Source organism: Isoptericola sp. NPDC019482 (assembly GCF_040632295.1).
Classification (GTDB): domain Bacteria; phylum Actinomycetota; class Actinomycetes; order Actinomycetales; family Cellulomonadaceae; genus Isoptericola.
Map to the genome: position 1 here is coordinate 146,257 of NZ_JBEYBQ010000001.1, position 19,361 is coordinate 165,617.

Sequence of the window (19,361 nt, forward strand, 5' to 3'; positions counted from 1 at the left end):
ACGGGCTCGTCCCGTTCCTGCTCAGCCCTGGTGCACCAGGGGCGCCATGCCGACGGACCGGTCCACCGCGCCGTCGTCGCCGCACACGGCGAGCCAGTTGGCCAGCAGCCGGTGCCCGCCCTCGGTGAGCACCGACTCGGGGTGGAACTGGACGCCGTGCAGCGGCAGCTCGCGGTGCTGCAGCCCCATGACGACGCCGCTCGCGGTCGCGCCGGTCACCACCAGCTCGGCGGGCACGCTCTCCGGGAGCACCGCGAGGGAGTGGTAGCGCGTCGCCGTGAAGGGCGAGCCGAGGCCGTCGAGCACGCCGACGCCGTCGTGCTCGACGAGGCTGGTCTTGCCGTGCATGAGCTCCGGGGCGTGCGCCACCGTGGCGCCGTACACCTCGGCGAGGGCCTGGTGCCCCAGGCAGACACCGAGCATGGGCGTGCGGGAGCGCGCGCAGGCGCGGATGACGTCCTCCGACGCCCCGGCCTCCTTCGGCGTGCCCGGCCCGGGGGAGACGAGGACGCCGTCGAAGGGCGCGCCGTCCGCGTCGTGGAAGACGCCGTCCGCGTCGGGCTCGGGTACCGCGTCGTTGCGCACGACCACGGTGCGCGCGCCGAGCTGGTCGAGGTAGCCCACGATCGTGTAGACGAACGAGTCGTAGTTGTCGACCACGAGGATGCGCGGGCCGGTGGTCGGAGAGGTGGGGGTGGTCATGGCTGTCTCGCTTCGGGGAGATGGTCAGGCGGGCTGCGGGGCGGGACGACAGCCGCGCCATCGACGCCGGCCCGGCAACGCCGTGATCCAGGCGGTGGCGGCGCTCACGAGAACACGTCCGTGCCGGCGGGGACGGTCGCGTACTTCATCTCGGAGCTGCCCGTGTACGAGGGCAGCTCGAGCGTGCCGGCGTCCTTCACCGACCACCCGAGGGCGACCCAGTCCACGTACTGCTGGTAGATCGCGACACCCGGGTCGGAGTCGAGGGAGGTTCGCAGCTGGTCCGGGTCCCCGACCGCCTCGATCACGTACGGCGGGGAGAACACCTTGCCGTGCAGCAGCAGGATGTTGCCGGAGCAGCGGAACGCCGACGTCGCCGTGACGCGCTCGCCCTGCAGCGTCATCGCCTCGGCGCCGCCCGCCCACAGGGCGTTGATGACGTGCTGCACGTCCTGCTGGTGCACGACCAGGTCGTCCGGGCGTGCCCCGGCGATGGACTGGCTGGACGCCGGGGCGTCGTCGAGCGCCACCCGTAGCCCCGGCCCCGAGACGGGCAGGGCACCGGTGACGACCGACTCGTCCGCGACGAGGTCGGCGCTGCGCGTGGGCAGGTCGGTGCCGACCTGCTGGCCGAGGTCGTCGATCTCCGCCTCGAGCTCGTTCATCTGGTCGGTGAGGTCGGCGACCCGGTCGGACTCCGTGGTGACGAGCTCGGCGAGGTCCTGCGGGTCGCGGCCGTCCTTGGTGTCCGCGAGCTGCGCGCTGGCGGTGAACAGGAGCCCGGACGCGGCGAGGACGCACGCGACGGTCGCGCTCTGGCGCAGTCGGCGGTTCATCGGCACCCCTGTCCGTCCCAGCTGTCCTTCTCGAGCCTGCTGACGACTACGCTAGTCGACAGAATCGCCGACGGTGGCGGGCATCCGGCCCGCGGCCGCCGCCCACACCGTCCGGACAGGAGATCTCCCCGTGCCCGAGTCGAAGTCCCGCAAGAAGAAGAGCGCGCCCGCCGAGCAGGCCGCCGCCCCCGCGAAGGCGAAGCCGCAGGGCAACCCGCGCTGGCTGGTGCCGACGATGCTCACGCTCATGCTGCTGGGCCTCGCGTGGATCGTGCTGTACTACCTCACGGCGCAGGGCCTGGGCCTGCCGGTCCCCGCGCTCGGCGGCTGGAACCTCGCCGTCGGGTTCGTGCTGATCATCGCGGGTTTCGGGCTCACCACCCGCTGGCGCTGACGCCGGCACCGACGCGCGGACTTCCACCGGTGTAGTTCGTTCCACACCTGTGGACAACCCTGTGGGCGACGCTCAGAGCATCCCCACCGAGGCGTACTTCCACAGGGTCGCGGCGACGAGCACGACGGCGACGCCTGCGGGCACCGCCCACGCGACCAGGGCCTGGCGCTCACGCGGCGCGAACGCGAAGGCTGCGCCCATCGCGAGCCCGACCGCCAGGCCGCCGAGGTGCGCCTGCCACGCGATCCCGCCGACGAAGAACGGGATCGCCATGTTGATGGCGATGAGCACGACGATCTGCGCCGCGCTGCGCCCGGTGCGACGCAGGACGGGGATGATCGCGCCGAACAGCCCGAAGACCGCGCCGGAGGCGCCGACGACGGCACCGACCCACGAGTAGCCGTCGGGGTCGGCGAGCAGCAGGTAGCCCACGGACCCCGCGATCGCGGACAGCACGTAGAGGGCGATGAACCGGCCCCGGCCGAACGCCTGCTCGAGGAACGGGCCGGTGAGCCACAGCGCGTACATGTTGAACAGGATGTGCAGCGGGCTGGTGGAGTGCAGGAACGCCGCGGTGAGGAACCGCCACGGCTCCTCGAGGCCCACCGACGGGGCGAAGGCCCAGCGCTGGGTCCACTCGCCGCCGGTGACGAGCTGCAGCACCCAGCTCACCACGCACAGGGCGACGATCGTCAGCGTGACGACGGGCCGCCCGCCGCGCACCGTGCCGCCGAACATCGTCCGCGCGCTCGGTATCGCGCGCGACGCCTCCTTGACGCAGTCGACGCACTGGATCCCCACCGCGGCGGGCCGCTGGCACTCCGGGCACGTCGGCCGGCCGCAGCGCTGGCAGCGCACGTAGGACACGCGGTCGGGGTGTCGCGGGCACACCGGCGGAGCCGTCGGCTGCGGTTCTGGAGTCGGTGTCGAGATGGGTCAGCCCTCCGTGAGCCGAGAGAAAGGTCGGGGTCGAGAACCTCGTCGCAGTCCTATCCTTCCCGACGTGGAGCGCCCCCTGGGGCGCGTGAACGGGACTGCGACGAGGTTCTCGACCCCGACCGTGACCTGGACCGAAGCTCAGTCCTCGATCGTGACCGAGTTGATGACGATGTCCTGCACCGGGCGGTCACCGGGGCGGGTCGGCGTGGTGCCGATCGCGTCGACGACGGCGCGCGACTCGTCGTCGGCCACCTTGCCGAAGATGCTGTGCTTGCCGTTGAGCCACGGCGTGGCGGCGGTGGTGATGAAGAACTGCGAGCCGTTGGTGCCCTCGACGGCGCCGGTGACCGGGTTGCGGCGCTTGCCGGCGTTCGCCATCGCGAGGATGTACTTGTCGTCGAACTGGAGCTCCGGGTGGATCTCGTCGTCGAAGGTGTAGCCGGGGCCGCCGGTGCCGGTGCCCAGCGGGTCCCCGCCCTGGATCATGAAGCTGTCGATGACGCGGTGGAAGATGACACCGTCGTACAGGGGGTCGTTGCGCTCGGCGCCCGTGGCCGGGTCCGTCCACGTCGTGGTGCCCTTGGCCAGCCCGACGAAGTTCGCGACGGTCTTGGGCGCGTGGTTCGGCAGCAGCTCGATGCGGATGTCACCGGCGGAGGTGTGGAGGGTAGCGAACATGCCCTCATCCTCTCACCCTCCCCCTCACCATCCGTCTTCACGACCCGCACGGCGCGGCCCGCGCGTGCCGCTGCAGGCCAGGGCACCTGGTGGCACAGTGGGTCCATGGTGCGAAAGAACGTGGGCGACGGCGTCAAGGACGCTGCCAAGGACCAGGCCGAGAAGCTCTCCTCGAAGGTTTCCGAGAAGGTGAGCTCGACGATCAACGACATCGACACCGAGAAGCTCAAGGGCTCCGCGACGGAGGCGGCCGCCGTGCTGGTCGACGTCGGTGCCCGAGCTGCCGGCGGGGCGAAGGGCGCGGCGAACCAGGCCAAGGACTGGGCCGAGCCGCGCGTCGACTCGTTCCTCGAGTGGCTCGTGCCCCGCGCCGAGAATGCGTGGCGCGAGAGCGTGCTCGCGGCGGCGCCGCGGGTCGAGAAGGCGGCCGACAAGGCCGGCCCGCTCGTGGACACGGCGCACGACAAGATCGTGGACGACTACCTGCCGCGGGTCGTCCAGGCGTTCAACGAGGCGGCGACGCGGGCCGGTGCGGCCGCGGGTGCGGCCGGCGTCCTGGCGGCGGACGCCGCGCGCGACGCCGCGGAGAAGGCCGGTCGTGCGGGCAAGAAGGCCGCGAAGCAAGCGGCCAAGGAGGCTGCCAAGGCCCAGGCCGCTGCCGAGAAGGCGGCGGAGAAGGCCGCCAAGGAGGCCGAGAAGTCCGGCAAGGGTAAGGGGCTGTTCTGGTTCCTCGCGCTCGCCGGGGCGGCCGTGGCGGGCTTCGCCTTCTGGCGCCGCGCCCAGCCGCAGAACGACCCGTGGGCCGAGCCGTGGGAGCAGCAGTCCGCCCCGGACTACGACGGCGCGGCCCGCGACGCGCGGCACGCCGTCGGCGATGCGGCGGAGGCGGTCGGCGAGGCCGCGGGGCACGCCGTCGCGAAGGGCCGCGAGGCCGCCGAGCGTGCCTCCGAGAAGGCGGCCGAGCTCGGCGAGGAGGTCACCGAGGCTGTGGACAAGGCCAAGGACAAGGCGACCGACGCCGCGAAGAAGGCCACGAGCCGCACGCGCTCGGCCACGCGCAAGACCGAGGACGCCGTCGCCGACGTCGCGGACGACACCAAGGATGCGGGGGAGGGCGACCGGGCCTGACCGTCCGACGTACGGACGGCACCGCACCGCACCGTTCGCTACGACACCGACCGCAGGGCCTCGTCCACAGGGACGGGGCCCTGCGGCATGTCCGGGGTCGGAGCGGCCCGCAGGCTCAGGCCGCGTCCGTTCGCGACCCCGGAGCATGAGAAAGGCCGCCGACGATGTCGGCGGCCTCTTCCTTGTGGTGGAGCCAAGGGGACTCGAACCCCTAACCCCCTGCTTGCAAAGCAGGTGCGCTACCAATTGCGCCATGGCCCCTGGCGGCCTCGTCAGACGGGCCGGGCGTGCTCAGTCGATGGTGTCGGTGACCTCGGACCACAGGTCCCGGTCGGCCGAGTCCTCGTTGAGACGGCGCCAGACCAGGTAACCCGCGCCCAGCGCGAGCAGGAGGACGAACAGCTTCTTCATCTTCTGCCTCCTCGTCACGACCGTCGTCGTGCGTCTCGGGCCCGGGCCTGAGATGGCCTGGAGTGGGGCTAGGAGGACTTGAACCTCCGACCTCTTCCTTATCAGGGAAGCGCTCTAACCGTCTGAGCTATAGCCCCGAGCGCGCCCCCACGAGGGAGCGCGTGCAGCACGGAACATTACCGTACGCGTGGGTCCGTTCCCAAACCGGGAGCGGCGTCACGCGATGTGACGTCGGTCCCGGCCGGGACGGGGATCACTCGTCCGTCAGCGTGAGGTGCACGCCACCGACGAGCGCGGCCGTGATGTTGTACAGGATCGCCATGATCGTGGCGAGCGCGGTCAGCAGCACCACGTTCACGATGGCGATCAGCACGGACAGGGAGATGACCCGGTCGAACTCGATGAACTGCATGAGGTTCACGGCCTGCGGGCCGATGGTCTCGCTGAGGAAGCCCTGGATCTTCGCGAAGGTGCCCATGTCGTTGAGCACGTACCAGACCACCATCGTCGCGACGACGGTGATGAAGCCGATCGCGACGGACAGCAGGAACGCGAGCTTCATGATCGACCACGGGTCGACCCGCGAGACGGACAGCCGCACCCGGCGCGCCCCGGCGCCGGCCTGCGCGGCCCCGACCATGGGGCCGCCCGCGGGCGCCGCCGCTGCGGGAGCGGCCGTGCCCTGGACGCCGCCGGCCGAGTAGTGCATCTCCGGACGCGGCTCGGCAGGCTTCGCGGCGCCCTTCGGCGCGGCCGCGGCGTCGTCCTCGCCCTTGCCCGGTGCCTCCGGCATGACCGACTGGACCTTCTTCGCCGCGCTGCGAGCGGCGGCGAGGGCGGCGGCGGCCGCCTTCACGGCGCCTTCCTTGACGGGGGACGCGCCCTGGGCGGCGGTGCCGTCCGGGGCGGCCGCGGCGGCCGACGACGACGGCGCGGCCGGTGGGGCGGGCGGGGCCGGGACCTGGCCCACGCGGACGGCGCCGGCCGGTGTCGTGGTCGATGTCGTGCCTGCCGCCGGGCTGCGGCGGTGGGTCGAGTCGTCGACGTCCGCCTCCCGCGTGGAAGGCGCCGACGACGCCCGGGTCGACGCGCTGTTCTCCGTCATCAGTCCTCGTCCCCGCTCGTGGTCTGCTCGTCGGCGGTCTGCTCGTCCACGCTAACCGACTCGTCGCCGCTTGCCTCGTCGACGTCCCGACGTTCGACGTTGCGGGCGACGGCGATGATGCGGTCCCCGCGATCGGGCTTCGCGAACGTCACGCCCTGCGTGGTGCGGCCGGTGAGGTTCACCTCCGCGACCGCCGAGCGCACGATCTTGCCACGCTCCATGATGACCAGCACCTCGTCGTCGGCCTCCGTGACCAAGGCCCCCACGAGGTCTCCACGGGCCTCCACCAGGTTGGCGACCTTGATGCCGTAGCCGGCGCGGCCCTGGACGCGGTACTCGGTGATCGCGGTGCGCTTCGCGAAGCCGCCCTCGGTGACGACGAACAGGTCGGTGCCGGGGGTGACGACGTCCGCGTTGAGCAGCTCGTCCTCCTCGCGGAACTTCATCCCCGTGACGCCCGACGTCGCACGGCCCATCGGGCGCAGCGTGTCGTCGTCGGCGGGGAAACGGATCGACTGGCCCTTGCGGGACACGAGGATGAGGTGGTCGTCCGCGTTGACCAGGCGCGCCGCGACGAGCTCGTCGGGCTGGCCGTCCTCGTCCTCACGCAGGTTGATCGCGATGAGGCCGCCGGAGCGCGGCGAGTTGTACTCCCCGAGGCGGGTCTTCTTCACGAGCCCGCGGCGGGTGGCGAGCACGAGGTAGTCGGCGGCCTCGTAGTCCGGCAGGTCGAGCACCTGCGCGATGTGCTCGCCGGGCTGGAACGCCAGCATGTTGGCCACGTGCTGGCCCTTGGCGTCGCGGCCGCCCTCGGGCAGCTCGTAACCCTTGGCGCGGTACACGCGGCCCAGGTTCGTGAAGAACAGCAGCCAGTGGTGCGTCGTCGTGACGAAGAAGTGCTCGACGATGTCGTCCTCGCGCAGGGCCGCCCCGCGCACGCCCTTGCCTCCGCGGCGCTGCGCCCGGTAGTTGTCCGACCGGGTGCGCTTGGCGTAGCCGCCGCGCGTGATCGTGACGACGACCTCCTCCTCGGGGATGAGGTCCTCGACCGACATGTCGCCGTCGAACGGCAGGATCGTGGTGCGTCGCTCGTCCCCGTAGCGCTCGACGATGTCGTCGAGCTCGTCCTGGACGATCGTCCGCTGACGCTCGGGCTTGGCCAGGATGTCCTGGTAGTCCTTGATCTGCCGCTCGATCTTGTCGTGGTCGTCGATGATCCGCTGGCGCTCGAGCGCGGCGAGACGCCGCAGCTGGAGGGCGAGGATCGCGTTGGCCTGCTGCTCGTCGACGTCGAGCAGCTCCATCAGGCCCGAGCGAGCCTGCTCGGCGTCGGGCGAGCGCCGGATGAGGGCGATGACCTCGTCCAGCGCGTCGAGCGCCTTGAGGTAGCCGCGCAGGATGTGGATCTCGCGCTCCGCCTCGGCCAGCAGGTACTCGGTGCGGCGGCGCACGACCTCGATCTGGTGCGTGGTCCAGTGCCGCACGAAGGCGTCGAGGCTCAGCGTGCGCGGCACGTCGTCGACGAGCGCGACCATGTTCGCGCCGAAGCTGAACTGCAGCGGCGTGTGCTTGTACAGGTTGTTGAGGACGACCTTGGCGATCGCGTCGCGCTTGAGCACGATGACGAGGCGCTGGCCGGTGCGGCCCGACGTCTCGTCGCGGATGTCGGCGATGCCCGCGAGCTTGCCGTCGTTGACGAGGTCCGCGATCTTGCTCGCCAGGTTGTCCGGGTTGACCTGGTAGGGAAGCTCCGTGATGACGAGGCAGATCCGGTTCTGGATCTCCTCGACGTTGACGACGGCGCGCATCGTGATGGAGCCGCGCCCGGTGCGGTACGCCTCCTCGATGCCCTTGGTGCCGAGGATCTGCGCGCCGGTCGGGAAGTCGGGGCCCTTGATGCGCTGCATGAGCGCGGCGAGGAGCTCCTCGCGCGACGCGTCGGGGTTCGCCAGGTGCCAGCGCACGCCCTCCGCCACCTCGCGCAGGTTGTGCGGCGGGATGTTGGTCGCCATGCCGACGGCGATGCCGGCGGAACCGTTGACCAGGAGGTTCGGGAACCGGGCGGGCAGGACGACGGGCTCCTGCGTGCGGCCGTCGTAGTTGTCCTGGAAGTCGACCGTGTTCTTCTCGATGTCCCGCACCATCTCCATGGCCAACGGGGCCATGCGGCACTCGGTGTACCGCGGGGCGGCGGCGGGGTCGTTGCCGGGCGAACCGAAGTTGCCCTGGCCGGCGACGAGCGGGTACCGCAGCACCCAGTCCTGCACGAGGCGCACCAGCGTGTCGTAGATCGCCGTGTCGCCGTGCGGGTGGAACTTGCCCATGACGTCGCCGACGACGCGCGAGCACTTGGAGTACGCGCGGTCGGGGCGGTAGCCGCCGTCGTACATGGCGTACAGCACGCGGCGGTGCACCGGCTTGAGGCCGTCCCGCACGTCCGGGAGCGCGCGACCGACGATGACGCTCATCGCGTAGTCGAGGTAGCTGCGCTGCATCTCCAGCTGCAGGTCCACCTGGTCGATCCGGCCGTGCTGCACCGTGACCGCTCCGTCGGTCGTGTCGATCGCCTCGTCGTCCGGGGCGCCGTCCGTCATGTCGGGGCCGGGGGTCTCGTCCGTCACCGTCTACCTTCTTCCTGTCCTGCGCCGCCGGGGCGCGGGTTCCGTCGTCCTCGAGATCGTGGGATGGCGTACAACGGCGTGCGTACGAGTTGTACGACGTCGCCGTCAGCCGCTAGATGTCGAGGAAACGGACGTCCTTGGCGTTGCGCTGGATGAAGCTGCGGCGGGACTCGACGTCCTCGCCCATGAGCACCGAGAAGATCTCGTCGGCCGCGGCCGCGTCGTCCATGGTCACCTGCAGCAGGGTGCGGTGCTCCGGGTCCATGGTGGTGTCCCAGAGCTCGGTGTAGTCCATCTCGCCCAGGCCCTTGTAGCGCTGGATGCCGTTCTCCTTGGGGATCCGCTTGCCGGCGGCCAGGCCCTCCTTGAGGAAGGCGTCCCGCTCGCGGTCGGAGTACACGTAGTCGTGCGGCGCGTTCGACCACTTGAGCCGGTACAGCGGCGGCTGCGCCAGGTACACGTGGCCGTGCTCGATGAGCGGCCGCATGTAGCGGAACAGCAGGGTGAGCAGCAGGGTGCAGATGTGCTGGCCGTCGACGTCGGCGTCGGCCATGAGCACGATCTTGTGGTACCGGAGCTTCGAGATGTCGAAGTCCTCCCCGATGCCGGTGCCGAACGCCGTGATGAGGGACTGGATCTCCTGGTTGGAGAGCGCCTTGTCCAGCCGGGCCCGCTCGACGTTGAGGATCTTGCCGCGCAGCGGCAGGATCGCCTGGTTGTGCGGGTCGCGACCGCGGACGGCGGAGCCGCCGGCCGAGTCGCCCTCGACGATGTAGACCTCGCAGTCCTCGGCCCGGTTGGACTGGCAGTCCTTGAGCTTGCCGGGCATCCCGCCCGAGCTGAGGATCCCCTTGCGCCGCGTGGCCTCGCGCGCCTTGCGTGCCGCGATGCGCGCCTGCGACGCCTGGATGGCCTTGCGGATGACGTCGCGCGCCTCCGTCGGGTGGGCGTCGAACCAGTCCACGAGCTTCTCGCGCACCACGCGCTGGACGAACGTCTTCGCCTCGGTGTTGCCGAGCTTCGTCTTGGTCTGGCCCTCGAACTGCGGCTCGCCGAGCTTGACGGAGATGACGGCGGTGAGGCCCTCGCGGATGTCGTCACCCGTGAGGTTGTCGTCCTTCTCCTTGATGATCTGCTTGTCGCGCGCGTAGCTGTTCACCAGCGTGGTGAGCGCCGCGCGGAAGCCCTCCTCGTGGGTGCCGCCCTCGGTGGTGGAGATGGTGTTCGCGAACGTGTGCACCGACTCGCTGTACGCGCTGGTCCACTGCATCGCGATCTCCACGGAGATCTTCCGCTCCGTGTCCTCGGACTCCACGTCGATGATCTCGGGGTGGATGAGCTCGGACTTCTTGGCCGCGTTGATGTGCGCCACGTAGTCCGTGAGGCCGTTGTCGTAGCGGTACGTCACCGTGCGGACGGGGTTCGCCTCCTCGACGTCCGCGGTGCCGTCCGCCGACGTGACGTCGGCGGCGGTGCCCTCCGGGGTCTGCCCGGCGACCTCGTCGTCCGCGACGGCGTGGCCCGCGCGCTCGTCACGCAGCGTGATCTGCAGGCCCTTGTTGAGGAAGGCGTACTGCTGGAAGCGCGAGCGGAGCGTCTCGAAGTCGTACTCCGTCGTCTCGAAGATCGAGTCGTCCGCCCAGAACGTCTGCGTGGTCCCGGTTGCCTCACCCTCGGCCAGCGGCTCGAGCTTCTGCACCTCGGTGACGGGCTCGCCGCCGTCGCGGTACTCCTGCTGCCAGTGGAAGCCGTCGCGCTTCACCTGCGACACGAATCGCGTGGAGAGCGCGTTGACCACGGACATGCCCACGCCGTGCAGGCCGCCGGAGACGGCGTAGCCGCCGCCCCCGAACTTGCCGCCCGCGTGCAGGATCGTCATGACGACCTCGAGCGTCGGCTTGCCCTCGGTGGGGTGCATCGCGACGGGGATGCCGCGGCCGTTGTCACGGACGCGGACGCCGCCGTCGGCGAGAAGGGTCACCTCGACGCTGTCGGCGTGACCCGCCAGGGCCTCGTCCACAGAGTTGTCCACAATCTCGTAGACCAGGTGGTGGAGGCCTCGCTCGCCCGTGGAGCCGATGTACATGCCCGGGCGTTTGCGGACGGCCTCCAGGCCCTCGAGGACGGTGATGTTGCCGGCGTCGTACCCGCTCCCCGGTCCGGCTGTTCCGTTGGCTCCGTTGGCGACTGTGTCGGGACGGGGGGTGTCGGTTCGGTCTGCCACAGGCGGAGCTGCTCCTCGGTCGTCGTGCACGCGCCGGCGCTTCGTGCATGGTGCAGGCGGCGCGGCTCTCAGGTTCCGGGCTGCGCGCGACCGAGGCGTGCGAGAGGTCGCAGCACGACCCGGAATGACCGTCCCAGTCTACCTGCCGGAGGCAAGGAAACGGCGGATTGACGCCGTTCGGGGGAAGTTCGGCACACGTTGTCCACAGGCGGTGGACGGCGTCGTCCCCGCAGCGTTGTCCACAGGGTTTTCCCCAAGGTTTTCCACATCTCTGGGGGCGATCGGAGCCGGACTTCGCGAACGTCCGTTTTTCGTGCTCCGACCGTTATCAATATCCTCTCCCGTTTTGCCCAGGAAACTGGTGTACTACACCACGATTCCCCGTTTCGCACCTCGGCTGGTGCGCGCCCGTGCACCGGTCACCACCGAAGGGACAACCCCACAGTGAAGAGGACCCTGGCCGGCGTCGCCGCCACGACGCTCGCCGTCGGAGGGATGCTCGTCGCCACCGCGGCGCCTGCCTCCGCCCACCACCCAGAAGTCGGGGCGAGCTGCCAGACCGGTGAGCTCCGGATCGAGCTCTACTCCTACCCCGATGCCACCGTCACCGTCATCCTCGACGACAAGCAGATGGTGCAAGACCACCGGTTCTCCGGTGACTATCGGAAGGCATTTGGTCTCGACCCTGCCGCGCCCCATGGCTGGGAAGTGCGCATCGACGCCCACGACGACAACGGGTACGACCGGCGCTTCTCAGGTGAGCTCGAAGCTTGCCGCCCCGCTCCAGACAACGGACTCGAGGTCGGGCTCTACCTGTACGAGAAGGACCACGCCGACGAACCTGCATCCTGGGGTAACTCCGGAGACCAGGAACTGATCGCCCACCGCGAGGGGAACCAGTTGTGGACGGAGTTCCCGGGAGACCTCCCCGCCGAGGTCTGCGGCCCTGGCTGGGCCGTCCAGCAGGATGTCGTGGCCCCGGACGGTGACTTTGTCTGGCCGACCGAGATCAAGCGCCAGGTGCTCACACTGCAGAAGTGGCTCCGAGGAGCCGTCCATCAGAACCTGTCCGACCTCGTGGACGTACCGGCCTGCGACCAGCCTGGCGGGCCCGTCAAGCTGCCTGCTCCTGTGCCGGTGGACGTGTGCGGACCGGGTGACGCAGTGACTCTGCCGACGTCGGAACTCGCGACCTACGCAGAGGAGTGGAACGACCAGCGCACCCACGTCGTCGTCACCGCAACCCCGAACCAGGGCGTGGCCCTTGTCGACGGGGCCGCGACGACCTGGCAGTTCGACTTCGACTCCAGCCAGTGCGAGACCACGCTGCCCGTCGTGAGGCCTGTCCTGCCGACGGTTGCCGACCTCTGCGGCGTGGATAACGACAGGCTCGACCTCCCTGCGGACGGCGGCAACATCACCTACAGGTCCACGGATGAGGGTGTCGTCGCCACCGCTGCGGCGGGCTACACGCTCGGCACCCTGCCGGAGGGCTACACCTCCACCGGTGTGACCACGGCGCTGTACGCCGTCACGGACAGCACCTTCACCGATGCGGACTGTGAACTGATCGCCTCCGACGACATCGGCGCGGTGTGCGTCGGCGACACCCCGTACCTCGACTATGGCGTCGCTCTCCCCGAGGGGGTCGAGGTCGACAGCGACACGCCGCTGACGATCACGTTCCTCCACCCGGACGGCGGCGACAACTACGTCGCCACCGACCAGCCGCTGGAGGGCCAGCTGCTGTGGCCGGGCGCCTCGGACACCGCGCCGAAGCAGTGGCCGGGCTGGGAGCAGCAGGACGACGGCTCCTACGTCGAGACGGACGGCAACTACGCCTGGACCCGAGACGGCGTCGAGGTGCTCTTCGAGGTCAACCCGGAGTACTCGCAGATCGTGAGCTACCCGGAGGCGTCCTCCGAGTGCGCGAACCCGGTCGGCACGGGCGGCGCCGACGTGGAGGTCGTCGCGGACGACGCTGACGTCCCGCCGGTCGAGGCCGAGGCCGCCGACGAGCTCCCGCAGACGGGCGCGACGGTGGGCGTCTTCGCCGGGATCGCCGCGCTGCTGATCGTGGGCGGCGGCGTGCTGTTCTGGCTGCGTCGCCGCATCCAGCACTGACGTACTGAGCACGGAGAAGGGGCCCGGCCGCACCAGCGGCCGGGCCCTTTCTCGTCGTCCACAGGCACTGGAGCGCTCAGCCGTAGGTGTCGCGCGGCCCCGGGCCGCGGACGGATCGTCGTCCGCGGCGGAACCCGGGCCCCGCGGGGCCGAGCACGGTGACCTGCTCGACGACGCCCTCGCCGATCTCCTCCTCGAGCCGCCGCAGGAGCGTGGGCACCAGCAATCGCACCTGCGTCGCCCAGGCGGTCGAGTCGGCGCGCACCACGAGCACCTTCTGCTCGAAGGTCTCCGGCTGGCAGTGGTCCGCGACCTGGTCGCCCACGACCTCACGCCAGCGACCGATCACTCCGCCGACGGAGACGTCCGCAGACCAGCCCTTGTCGCGCATGAGGCGCCCGACCACCTCCGACAGCAGCTGCGGGTCACGGGCGCCCGGTCCCTGCCCCGACAGACGCGGTTCCGCGAGGGGGGACCGGCGTGCCGGCGATCCCGGCCGCAGCCCCTTCGCCCGCGCGGCGGCCTTCGCGCGGTTCAGCGCCTCGCGCGCGACGGCCGACGGCGGCGTCAGCTCGGTGCGGTCCTTGACCGGCCGCGGGTCCTCGGCACGGGACGACGCGTCGCGCGCTCCGTCGTCGTCGGGCCCGCCGCCGGCCGCGTCGTCGTCCTCGCCGTCCTCAGTCCGCACGACGCACCTGGCCCGGGGTGACCTCGAACCGTGCTCCGAGCAGCCCCGGCGGGACGTCGTCGGGCACGGCGGCCGTGACGAGCACCTGTCGCGCCGGCGCGACGAGCTCCGCGAGCCGCTCACGACGCCGCACGTCGAGCTCGGCGAACACGTCGTCCAGGATCAGGACGGGATCGGCATCGGTGTCGAGATCGGGGTCCCAGAAGGCGGCGTCCGGCACGTGCTCCGGCTCCTCGCCACCGCCGAGCAGCCGGTACGACGCGAGCCGCAGCGCCAGCGCGAACGACCACGACTCGCCGTGGCTCGCGTACCCCTTGGCCGGCAGGCCGCCGAGCGTGAGGGTCAGGTCGTCCCGGTGCGGTCCGACGAGGCTCACCCCGCGCTCGATCTCCTGCGCCCGGGACTCTGTCATCGCGCCCAGCATCGCCTTCTCGAGATCCTCCGCGGCCGGGGTCGCGCCGTCCGCGATGCCGGGAACGCTCGAGCGATAGGCGAGCTCGGCGTCGCCGTCCGCGTCGCTGACCTGCTCGTACGCGGCCGCGACGTGCGGCCTCATGACCTCGACCAGCGCCAGCCGCATGGCGAGGATCTGACCGCCGAGCTGCGCTGCCCGCGCGTCCCAGACCTCGAGCGTGCTCGTGTCCTCCGTGCCGGCGCCGGATCGGCGTACCCCCCGCAGCGACTTGAGCAGCGCCGACCGCTGCCGGACGACCCGCTCGTAGTCGCTCAGGAGGCCGGCCGCGCGGGGGAGCAGCTGCACCACCAGCTGGTCGAGGAAGCGACGCCGCCCGTCCGGGTCGCCCTTGACCAGCGCCAGGTCCTCGGGCGCGAAGAGCACCGTGCGGAGGATGCCGAGGACGTCGCGCGCCCGGCCCAGCTGCCCGCGATTCACGCGGGCCCGGTTCGCCTTGCCCGCGGTGATCTCCAGCTCGACGGTCGACGCGCGGTCCCCGCGCACGATCCGCGTCCGGACGACTGCCCGCTCCGCCCCCGCACGGATGAGGGGGGTGTCGTTCGCGACACGATGGCTGCCGAGCGTCGCCACGTAGCCGATGGCCTCGACGAGGTTCGTCTTGCCCTGCCCGTTGCGCCCGACGAACGCGTTGGGGCCGGGCTCGAGCTCGACGTCCGCCGCCGCGTACGACCGGAAGTCGAGGAGGGAAAGGTGCGAGACGTACATCTACCCTGCTCGGCGGCCCGACACCGCCGACCTCACTGCGCGGGCTTGACCGCGTGCCCGCCGAACTGCTGACGCAGCGCAGCCACGGCCTTCATCGCCGGGGACTCGTCCTGCCGGGACGCGAACCGCGCGAACAGCGCCGCCGAGATCACCGGCAGCGGCACCGCGTTGTCGATGGCCTCGTCCACGGTCCACCGGCCCTCGCCCGAGTCGTCGACCCAGTCGTCGATCGCCGCCAGCGCCGGGTCCTCCTCCAGCGCCTTCACCATGAGGTCGAGCAGCCACGACCGCACCACCGTGCCGCGCATCCACGCCTTCATCGTGCCGTGCACGTCCGTGACGATGTCCTTCGCGGCGAGCAGCTCGTAGCCCTCGGCGTAGCTCTGCATCAGGCCGTACTCGATGCCGTTGTGGACCATCTTCGCGAAGTGCCCCGCGCCCACCTCACCGGCGTGGACGAAGCCCTCCTCGCGGGGTCCCTCGGGCCGCAGCGCGTCGAAGACGGGCATGAGCGTCTCGACGTGCGCGCGATCGCCGCCGCACATCAGGCCGTACCCGTTCTCCAGGCCCCACACACCGCCGGACACACCGACGTCGACATAGCCGATGCCACGCTCGGCCAGCTCCGCCGCACGCGCCTGGTCCTCCGGGTAGTGCGAGTTCCCGCCCTCGACGACGACGTCACCGTCGCCCAGCAGGGTGCCGAGCTCCTGCACGACGCCGCGCGTCGGGTCGCCCGCCGGCACCATCACCCACACCACGCGGCGGTCCGCGGGCAGCGCGGCCACGAGATCGGCCAGGGAAGCGACATCGGACACCTCGGGCCGCGGGTCGTACCCGGTGACCTCGATGCCGCCACGACGCAGCCGCTCACGCATGTTGTTGCCCATCTTGCCCAGACCGACAAGTCCGATGTGGCTGACCATGGGTACCTCCAGGAGCGGTGCGAGCAGGTGGGCGGACGTGCTCAGCCGGCGAAGCGGATCGGCACGAGCAGGTAGCGGTACTCCGACGAGTCCTCGCCGTCGAGCGACTCCTGGCCGGTGAACTCGACCGGCTTGTTCGGGTGCGTGAACGACAGCCGGACGAAGTCGGTGCCGAGCGCGCCCAGCCCGTCCAGCAGGAACTGCGGGTTGAACGCGACCTGGATGTCCTCGCCCACCAGCACCGCCTCAAGGGCCTCGGACGCCTGCGCGTCGTCGCCCTGGCCCGCGTCGAGCACGACCTGGCCGTCGGTGAACGACAGGCGGATGGGGGTGTTGCGCTCCGCGACGAGCGAGACGCGCTTGGCGGCCTCGATGAGCGGCGCGGTGGCGACGACGGCGTGGATCGGCGTCGCGTCCGGGAAGAGGCGACGCACCGGCGGGTAGTCGCCGTCGACGAGCTGCGACGTCGTGTGGCGGCCGCCGGCCTCGAAGCCGATGAGGTCCACGCCCTGGCCGGTGGACAGACCCACGTTGACGAGGCCGCCGCCACTGCCCAGGGACTTCGCGACGTCGGTCAGCGTGCGGGCTCGCACGAGCGCGACCGCCGAGTAGCCGGGCGTGGCGGGCGTCCAGGTCAGCTCGCGCAGGGCGAGGCGGTACCGGTCGGTCGCGATGAGCGTGATGCGCTCGCCCTCGATCTCCATCCGCACGCCCGTGAGCAGCGGGAGCGTGTCGTCGCGGCTCGCGGCCACGCTGACCTGTGCGACGGCGTGCGTGAGCGCGTCGCCCGTCACCGTGCCGCTCAGCTCGGGCATCTGGGGCAGGGTGGGGTAGTCCTCCACCGGCATGGTCAGCAGGGTGAAGCGCGAGGCGCCGCACGTGAGGACCACCTTGGTGCCCTCGAGCGTGACGTCGACCGGCTTGTTCGGGAGGGCACGGGAGATCTCCGCGAGGAGGCGTCCCGACACCAGGACGGTGCCCGGCTCGGAGACCTCGGCAGGGATCTCTGCACGGGCCGAGACCTCGTAGTCGAAGCTGGACAGCCAGATGGTGCCGGCGGTGTCGACCTCGATACGGACGCCCGCGAGCACCGGTGCCGGCGGGCGCGTGGGGAGCGTGCGCGCCGTCCAGGTCACGGCCTCGGCCAGGACGTCACGCTCAACCCGGAACTTCATCCCACTCCTCGCGTTGTCGACCCTTGTCGATCGAAGTGGACGCACGGGCGTGGGGTCGTGGCCCGGGACCGGCCCGGACCGTCGAGGTTCCCCGACCAGCCTCGTCGTCCGAGCCAAACCCTACGCGAGACAAGGGCTCTTCGGCACGTGATCCTCAGGCTGAGGCGCGGACCGGCCTGGAAGCGCGAGCCGGCCTGATGAAGGTGTGGGGAATTTTCTGATGATCAAACGTTCGTCATCGTCATCGGGGTTGTGGATTCTGGGGATGACGGGCGTTTCCGCAGGTCAGAGCCTTGATCGCGGTGTGGAGGCCGTGGGGGCACAACTGTGGACAACACCTATGGCCTGTGGGCGACGGATTCTTTGCCCACAGCCGTCCACCGATCGGGGCGTCGTCGTCCACTGTTCTGGGGCTGCGGTCCACACCCGTCCACAAGGTTTTCCACAGGTGTGAATCTCTCGAGGCCCCGCGAGGGGCCTGTTGTCCACGACAACGCTCCACAGGGCTGGGGACAGAGGCGGCGGAACCGGACGTTTCTGGGCACTCCCCTGTGGGTGAGGATGTGGAGAGACGCCGACGGGCCCGGATCCACACCCCTGTGGAGGAGGTGGACGGGCCCGTGGAGCGACGTGTCGTGCGGCGGGATCAGCCGCGGTGCTGCTGCTTGATGCGGCTCGTGAGCTCGGTCACCTGGTTGTAGGTGGAGCGACGCTCGGCCATCTGGCCCGCGATCTTCTTGTTCGCGTGCATGACCGTGGTGTGGTCGCGCCCGCCGAACTGCTGGCCGATCTTCGGGAGCGACAGGTCCGTGAGCTCGCGGCACAGGTACATGGCGATCTGCCGTGCGGTGACGAGCACCCGTGACCGCGAGGAGCCGCACAGGTCGTCGATCGTCAGCCCGAAGTAGGCCGCCGTCTGCGCGATCACCATCGACGGGGTGATCTCCTGCGTGTCGTCGTCGGTGATGAGGTCCTTCAGGACGATCTCCGCGAGAGCCAGGTCCACGGCCTGGCGGTTGAGGTTCGCGAAGGCCGTGACACGGATGAGCGCACCCTCGAGCTCGCGGATGTTCGTCGAGATGCGCGAGCCGATGTAGCTGAGCACCTCGGCGGGGACGTCGAGCCGCTCGCTCGCGGCCTTCTTCCGCAGGATGGCGATGCGCGTCTCCAGGTCCGGCGGCTGCACGTCCGTGATGAGGCCCCACTCGAAGCGGGAGCGCAGGCGGTCCTCGAAGCCGTTCAGCTGCTTGGGCGGGACGTCGGAGGTGATCACCACCTGCTTGTCCGCGTTGTGGAGGGCGTTGAAGGTGTGGAAGAACTCCTCCATCGTCTGTTCCTTGCCCTCGAGGAACTGGATGTCGTCGATGAGGAGCACGTCGACGTCGCGGTAGCGGCGCTGGAACGCCCCCGCGCGGCCCTCGCCGATGCTGTTGATGAAGTCGTTGGTGAACTCCTCCGAGTTCACGTACCGCACGCGCACATGGGGATAGAGGTTGTGGGCGTAGTGGCCGATGGCGTGGAGCAGGTGCGTCTTGCCCAGGCCGGAGTCCCCGTAGATGAACAGGGGGTTGTACGCCTTGGCGGGAGCCTCGGCGACGGCGACGGCCGCGGCGTGGGCGAACCGGTTGGACGAGCCGATGACGAAGGTCTCGAAGATGTACTTCGGGTTGAGCCGCGTCGGCTCGGCCGGCTGCTTGGGGCTGGGGGGCAGCGGGGGCGCCTCCGGCTCGTCCGGGACGCCAGGCTCCGGGGGAGCGGTGTAGTCCTGGGACGGACCGGTGAGGGTGTCGCTGCTCAGCTCGGGGTCCACCGTGATGCCGAAACGGATGTCGCGCCCGAGCGTGGACGCCATCGCGGAGACGAGCTGGTCCCGGACCGAGGTCTCGAGGTACGCGCGCGTCTGCTCGTGCGGCACCGCGATGAACACGGTGTCCTCGAGGATGGCCATCGGCTTCGCAAGCTTGATGAAGGCGAGCTGCCGGGCGGTCATGTCCGGGCGGGCCTCGAGGGTGGCGAGCGTGTGTGCCCAGACGTCGGTGATGTTCTCGTCCGGCTGGGCCACGGGCGTCGTCCTTCGGGTCGTTCGGGATGGGGCAGATGGTGGTCAACGAGGTCGCGAGTCTGCCATGCCGGAACTCCGTCCACAGCGTTGTCCACATGCTGTGGAACCTGTGGAGAACGCTGTGGACGATGACCGTACCCGGCGGCCGGCGCGACGTCGCGCCGAGGT

General features: G+C 70.5%; 16 protein-coding genes and 2 tRNA genes. 3 read left to right on the top strand and 15 right to left on the bottom strand.

All coding sequences use genetic code 11. The features are described from left to right. Positions 1-21 precede the first annotated feature (21 nt). Together ABZ493_RS00660 and ABZ493_RS00665 are read right to left on the bottom strand one after the other, a co-directional pair. Positions 22-702 (bottom strand): aminodeoxychorismate/anthranilate synthase component II, encoded by a 681-nt coding sequence (locus tag ABZ493_RS00660; protein WP_430580254.1) that lies wholly within the window; start codon positions 700-702, stop codon positions 22-24. A gap of 104 nt (positions 703-806) precedes the next feature. After that, complete coding sequence (locus tag ABZ493_RS00665; protein ID WP_430580255.1) at positions 807-1,538, bottom strand: DUF881 domain-containing protein; 732 nt, start codon at positions 1,536-1,538, stop codon at positions 807-809. Between the two features lie 130 nt (positions 1,539-1,668). On the opposite strand from ABZ493_RS00665, the gene ABZ493_RS00670 reads away from it, so the two are divergent. After that, complete coding sequence (locus ABZ493_RS00670) at positions 1,669-1,932, top strand: cell division protein CrgA (protein ID WP_430580256.1); 264 nt, start codon at positions 1,669-1,671, stop codon at positions 1,930-1,932. A gap of 72 nt (positions 1,933-2,004) precedes the next feature. On the opposite strand, the gene ABZ493_RS00675 is transcribed toward ABZ493_RS00670, so the two are convergent. Beyond that, entirely contained in the window at positions 2,005-2,799 is a 795-nt protein-coding gene (locus ABZ493_RS00675) for a rhomboid family intramembrane serine protease (RefSeq protein WP_430580257.1), read from the bottom strand. Between the two features lie 210 nt (positions 2,800-3,009). Beyond that, positions 3,010-3,549 carry a peptidylprolyl isomerase gene (locus ABZ493_RS00680; RefSeq protein ID WP_430580258.1) on the bottom strand — a complete coding sequence of 180 codons (540 nt, stop codon included), beginning with the start codon at positions 3,547-3,549 and terminating at the stop codon, positions 3,010-3,012. A 105-nt stretch (positions 3,550-3,654) separates the two neighbouring features. Between ABZ493_RS00680 and ABZ493_RS00685 the strand changes: the two genes are divergently transcribed. Continuing rightward, the gene (locus tag ABZ493_RS00685) at positions 3,655-4,677 is read left to right on the top strand and encodes a hypothetical protein (RefSeq protein ID WP_430580259.1); all 1,023 of its coding nucleotides are present in this window, start codon (positions 3,655-3,657) and stop codon (positions 4,675-4,677) included. Between the two features lie 185 nt (positions 4,678-4,862). Here ABZ493_RS00685 and ABZ493_RS00690 read toward each other — a convergent pair. From ABZ493_RS00690 to gyrB, 6 genes are all read right to left on the bottom strand, one after another. Further along, a tRNA-Ala gene (locus tag ABZ493_RS00690) sits at positions 4,863-4,938 on the bottom strand. 30 nt (positions 4,939-4,968) lie between these two features. Continuing rightward, positions 4,969-5,088, bottom strand: coding sequence for a DLW-39 family protein (locus tag ABZ493_RS00695; RefSeq protein WP_217700772.1), 120 nt, complete (start codon positions 5,086-5,088; stop codon positions 4,969-4,971). A gap of 63 nt (positions 5,089-5,151) precedes the next feature. Next, positions 5,152-5,225 (bottom strand) — tRNA-Ile (locus ABZ493_RS00700). A gap of 116 nt (positions 5,226-5,341) precedes the next feature. Next, a complete protein-coding gene (locus ABZ493_RS00705; RefSeq protein ID WP_430580260.1) occupies positions 5,342-6,193 on the bottom strand; it encodes a DUF3566 domain-containing protein in 852 nt (283 codons plus the stop codon). Continuing rightward, entirely contained in the window at positions 6,193-8,787 is a 2,595-nt protein-coding gene (gene gyrA, locus ABZ493_RS00710; RefSeq protein ID WP_430580488.1) for a DNA gyrase subunit A, read from the bottom strand. Before gyrA ends, ABZ493_RS00705 begins: the two co-directional genes overlap by 1 nt. Before the next feature lie 139 nt (positions 8,788-8,926). After that, positions 8,927-11,038 carry a DNA topoisomerase (ATP-hydrolyzing) subunit B gene (gyrB, locus tag ABZ493_RS00715; protein WP_430580261.1) on the bottom strand — a complete coding sequence of 704 codons (2,112 nt, stop codon included), beginning with the start codon at positions 11,036-11,038 and terminating at the stop codon, positions 8,927-8,929. Positions 11,039-11,533: 495 nt separating this feature from the next. On the opposite strand from gyrB, the gene ABZ493_RS00720 reads away from it, so the two are divergent. Continuing rightward, entirely contained in the window at positions 11,534-13,162 is a 1,629-nt protein-coding gene (locus ABZ493_RS00720; protein WP_430580262.1) for an LPXTG cell wall anchor domain-containing protein, read from the top strand. A 76-nt stretch (positions 13,163-13,238) separates the two neighbouring features. On the opposite strand, the gene ABZ493_RS00725 is transcribed toward ABZ493_RS00720, so the two are convergent. The 5 genes from ABZ493_RS00725 to dnaA all read right to left on the bottom strand — a co-directional run bounded on the left by ABZ493_RS00725 (position 13,239) and on the right by dnaA (position 19,193). Further along, positions 13,239-13,850 carry a DciA family protein gene (locus ABZ493_RS00725; RefSeq protein WP_430580263.1) on the bottom strand — a complete coding sequence of 204 codons (612 nt, stop codon included), beginning with the start codon at positions 13,848-13,850 and terminating at the stop codon, positions 13,239-13,241. After that, positions 13,840-15,030, bottom strand: coding sequence for a DNA replication/repair protein RecF (recF, locus tag ABZ493_RS00730; RefSeq protein ID WP_430580264.1), 1,191 nt, complete (start codon positions 15,028-15,030; stop codon positions 13,840-13,842). The genes ABZ493_RS00725 and recF overlap by 11 nt, the downstream gene beginning before the upstream one ends. Before the next feature lie 32 nt (positions 15,031-15,062). After that, on the bottom strand, positions 15,063-15,956 hold the full coding sequence (gene gnd, locus ABZ493_RS00735; protein WP_430580265.1) for a phosphogluconate dehydrogenase (NAD(+)-dependent, decarboxylating): 894 nt from the start codon (positions 15,954-15,956) through the stop codon (positions 15,063-15,065). 41 nt (positions 15,957-15,997) lie between these two features. Next, positions 15,998-17,131, bottom strand: coding sequence for a DNA polymerase III subunit beta (gene dnaN, locus ABZ493_RS00740; RefSeq protein WP_430580266.1), 1,134 nt, complete (start codon positions 17,129-17,131; stop codon positions 15,998-16,000). Positions 17,132-17,777: 646 nt separating this feature from the next. Next, positions 17,778-19,193 carry a chromosomal replication initiator protein DnaA gene (gene dnaA, locus ABZ493_RS00745; protein ID WP_430560887.1) on the bottom strand — a complete coding sequence of 472 codons (1,416 nt, stop codon included), beginning with the start codon at positions 19,191-19,193 and terminating at the stop codon, positions 17,778-17,780. Between the last annotated feature and the right edge of the window lie 168 nt (positions 19,194-19,361).

Coding starts and splice junctions, on each gene's coding strand:
- gyrA (WP_430580488.1), bottom strand. CDS start 8,787: ATGACGGACGGCGCCCCGGACGACGAGGCGATCGACACGACCGACGGA.
- recF (WP_430580264.1), bottom strand. CDS start 15,030: ATGTACGTCTCGCACCTTTCCCTCCTCGACTTCCGGTCGTACGCGGCG.
- dnaN (WP_430580266.1), bottom strand. CDS start 17,131: ATGAAGTTCCGGGTTGAGCGTGACGTCCTGGCCGAGGCCGTGACCTGG.
- ABZ493_RS00705 (WP_430580260.1), bottom strand. CDS start 6,193: ATGACGGAGAACAGCGCGTCGACCCGGGCGTCGTCGGCGCCTTCCACG.
- ABZ493_RS00665 (WP_430580255.1), bottom strand. CDS start 1,538: ATGAACCGCCGACTGCGCCAGAGCGCGACCGTCGCGTGCGTCCTCGCC.
- ABZ493_RS00695 (WP_217700772.1), bottom strand. CDS start 5,088: ATGAAGAAGCTGTTCGTCCTCCTGCTCGCGCTGGGCGCGGGTTACCTG.
- gnd (WP_430580265.1), bottom strand. CDS start 15,956: ATGGTCAGCCACATCGGACTTGTCGGTCTGGGCAAGATGGGCAACAAC.
- ABZ493_RS00685 (WP_430580259.1), top strand. CDS start 3,655: ATGGTGCGAAAGAACGTGGGCGACGGCGTCAAGGACGCTGCCAAGGAC.
- ABZ493_RS00680 (WP_430580258.1), bottom strand. CDS start 3,549: ATGTTCGCTACCCTCCACACCTCCGCCGGTGACATCCGCATCGAGCTG.
- ABZ493_RS00660 (WP_430580254.1), bottom strand. CDS start 702: ATGACCACCCCCACCTCTCCGACCACCGGCCCGCGCATCCTCGTGGTC.
- ABZ493_RS00720 (WP_430580262.1), top strand. CDS start 11,534: ATGCTCGTCGCCACCGCGGCGCCTGCCTCCGCCCACCACCCAGAAGTC.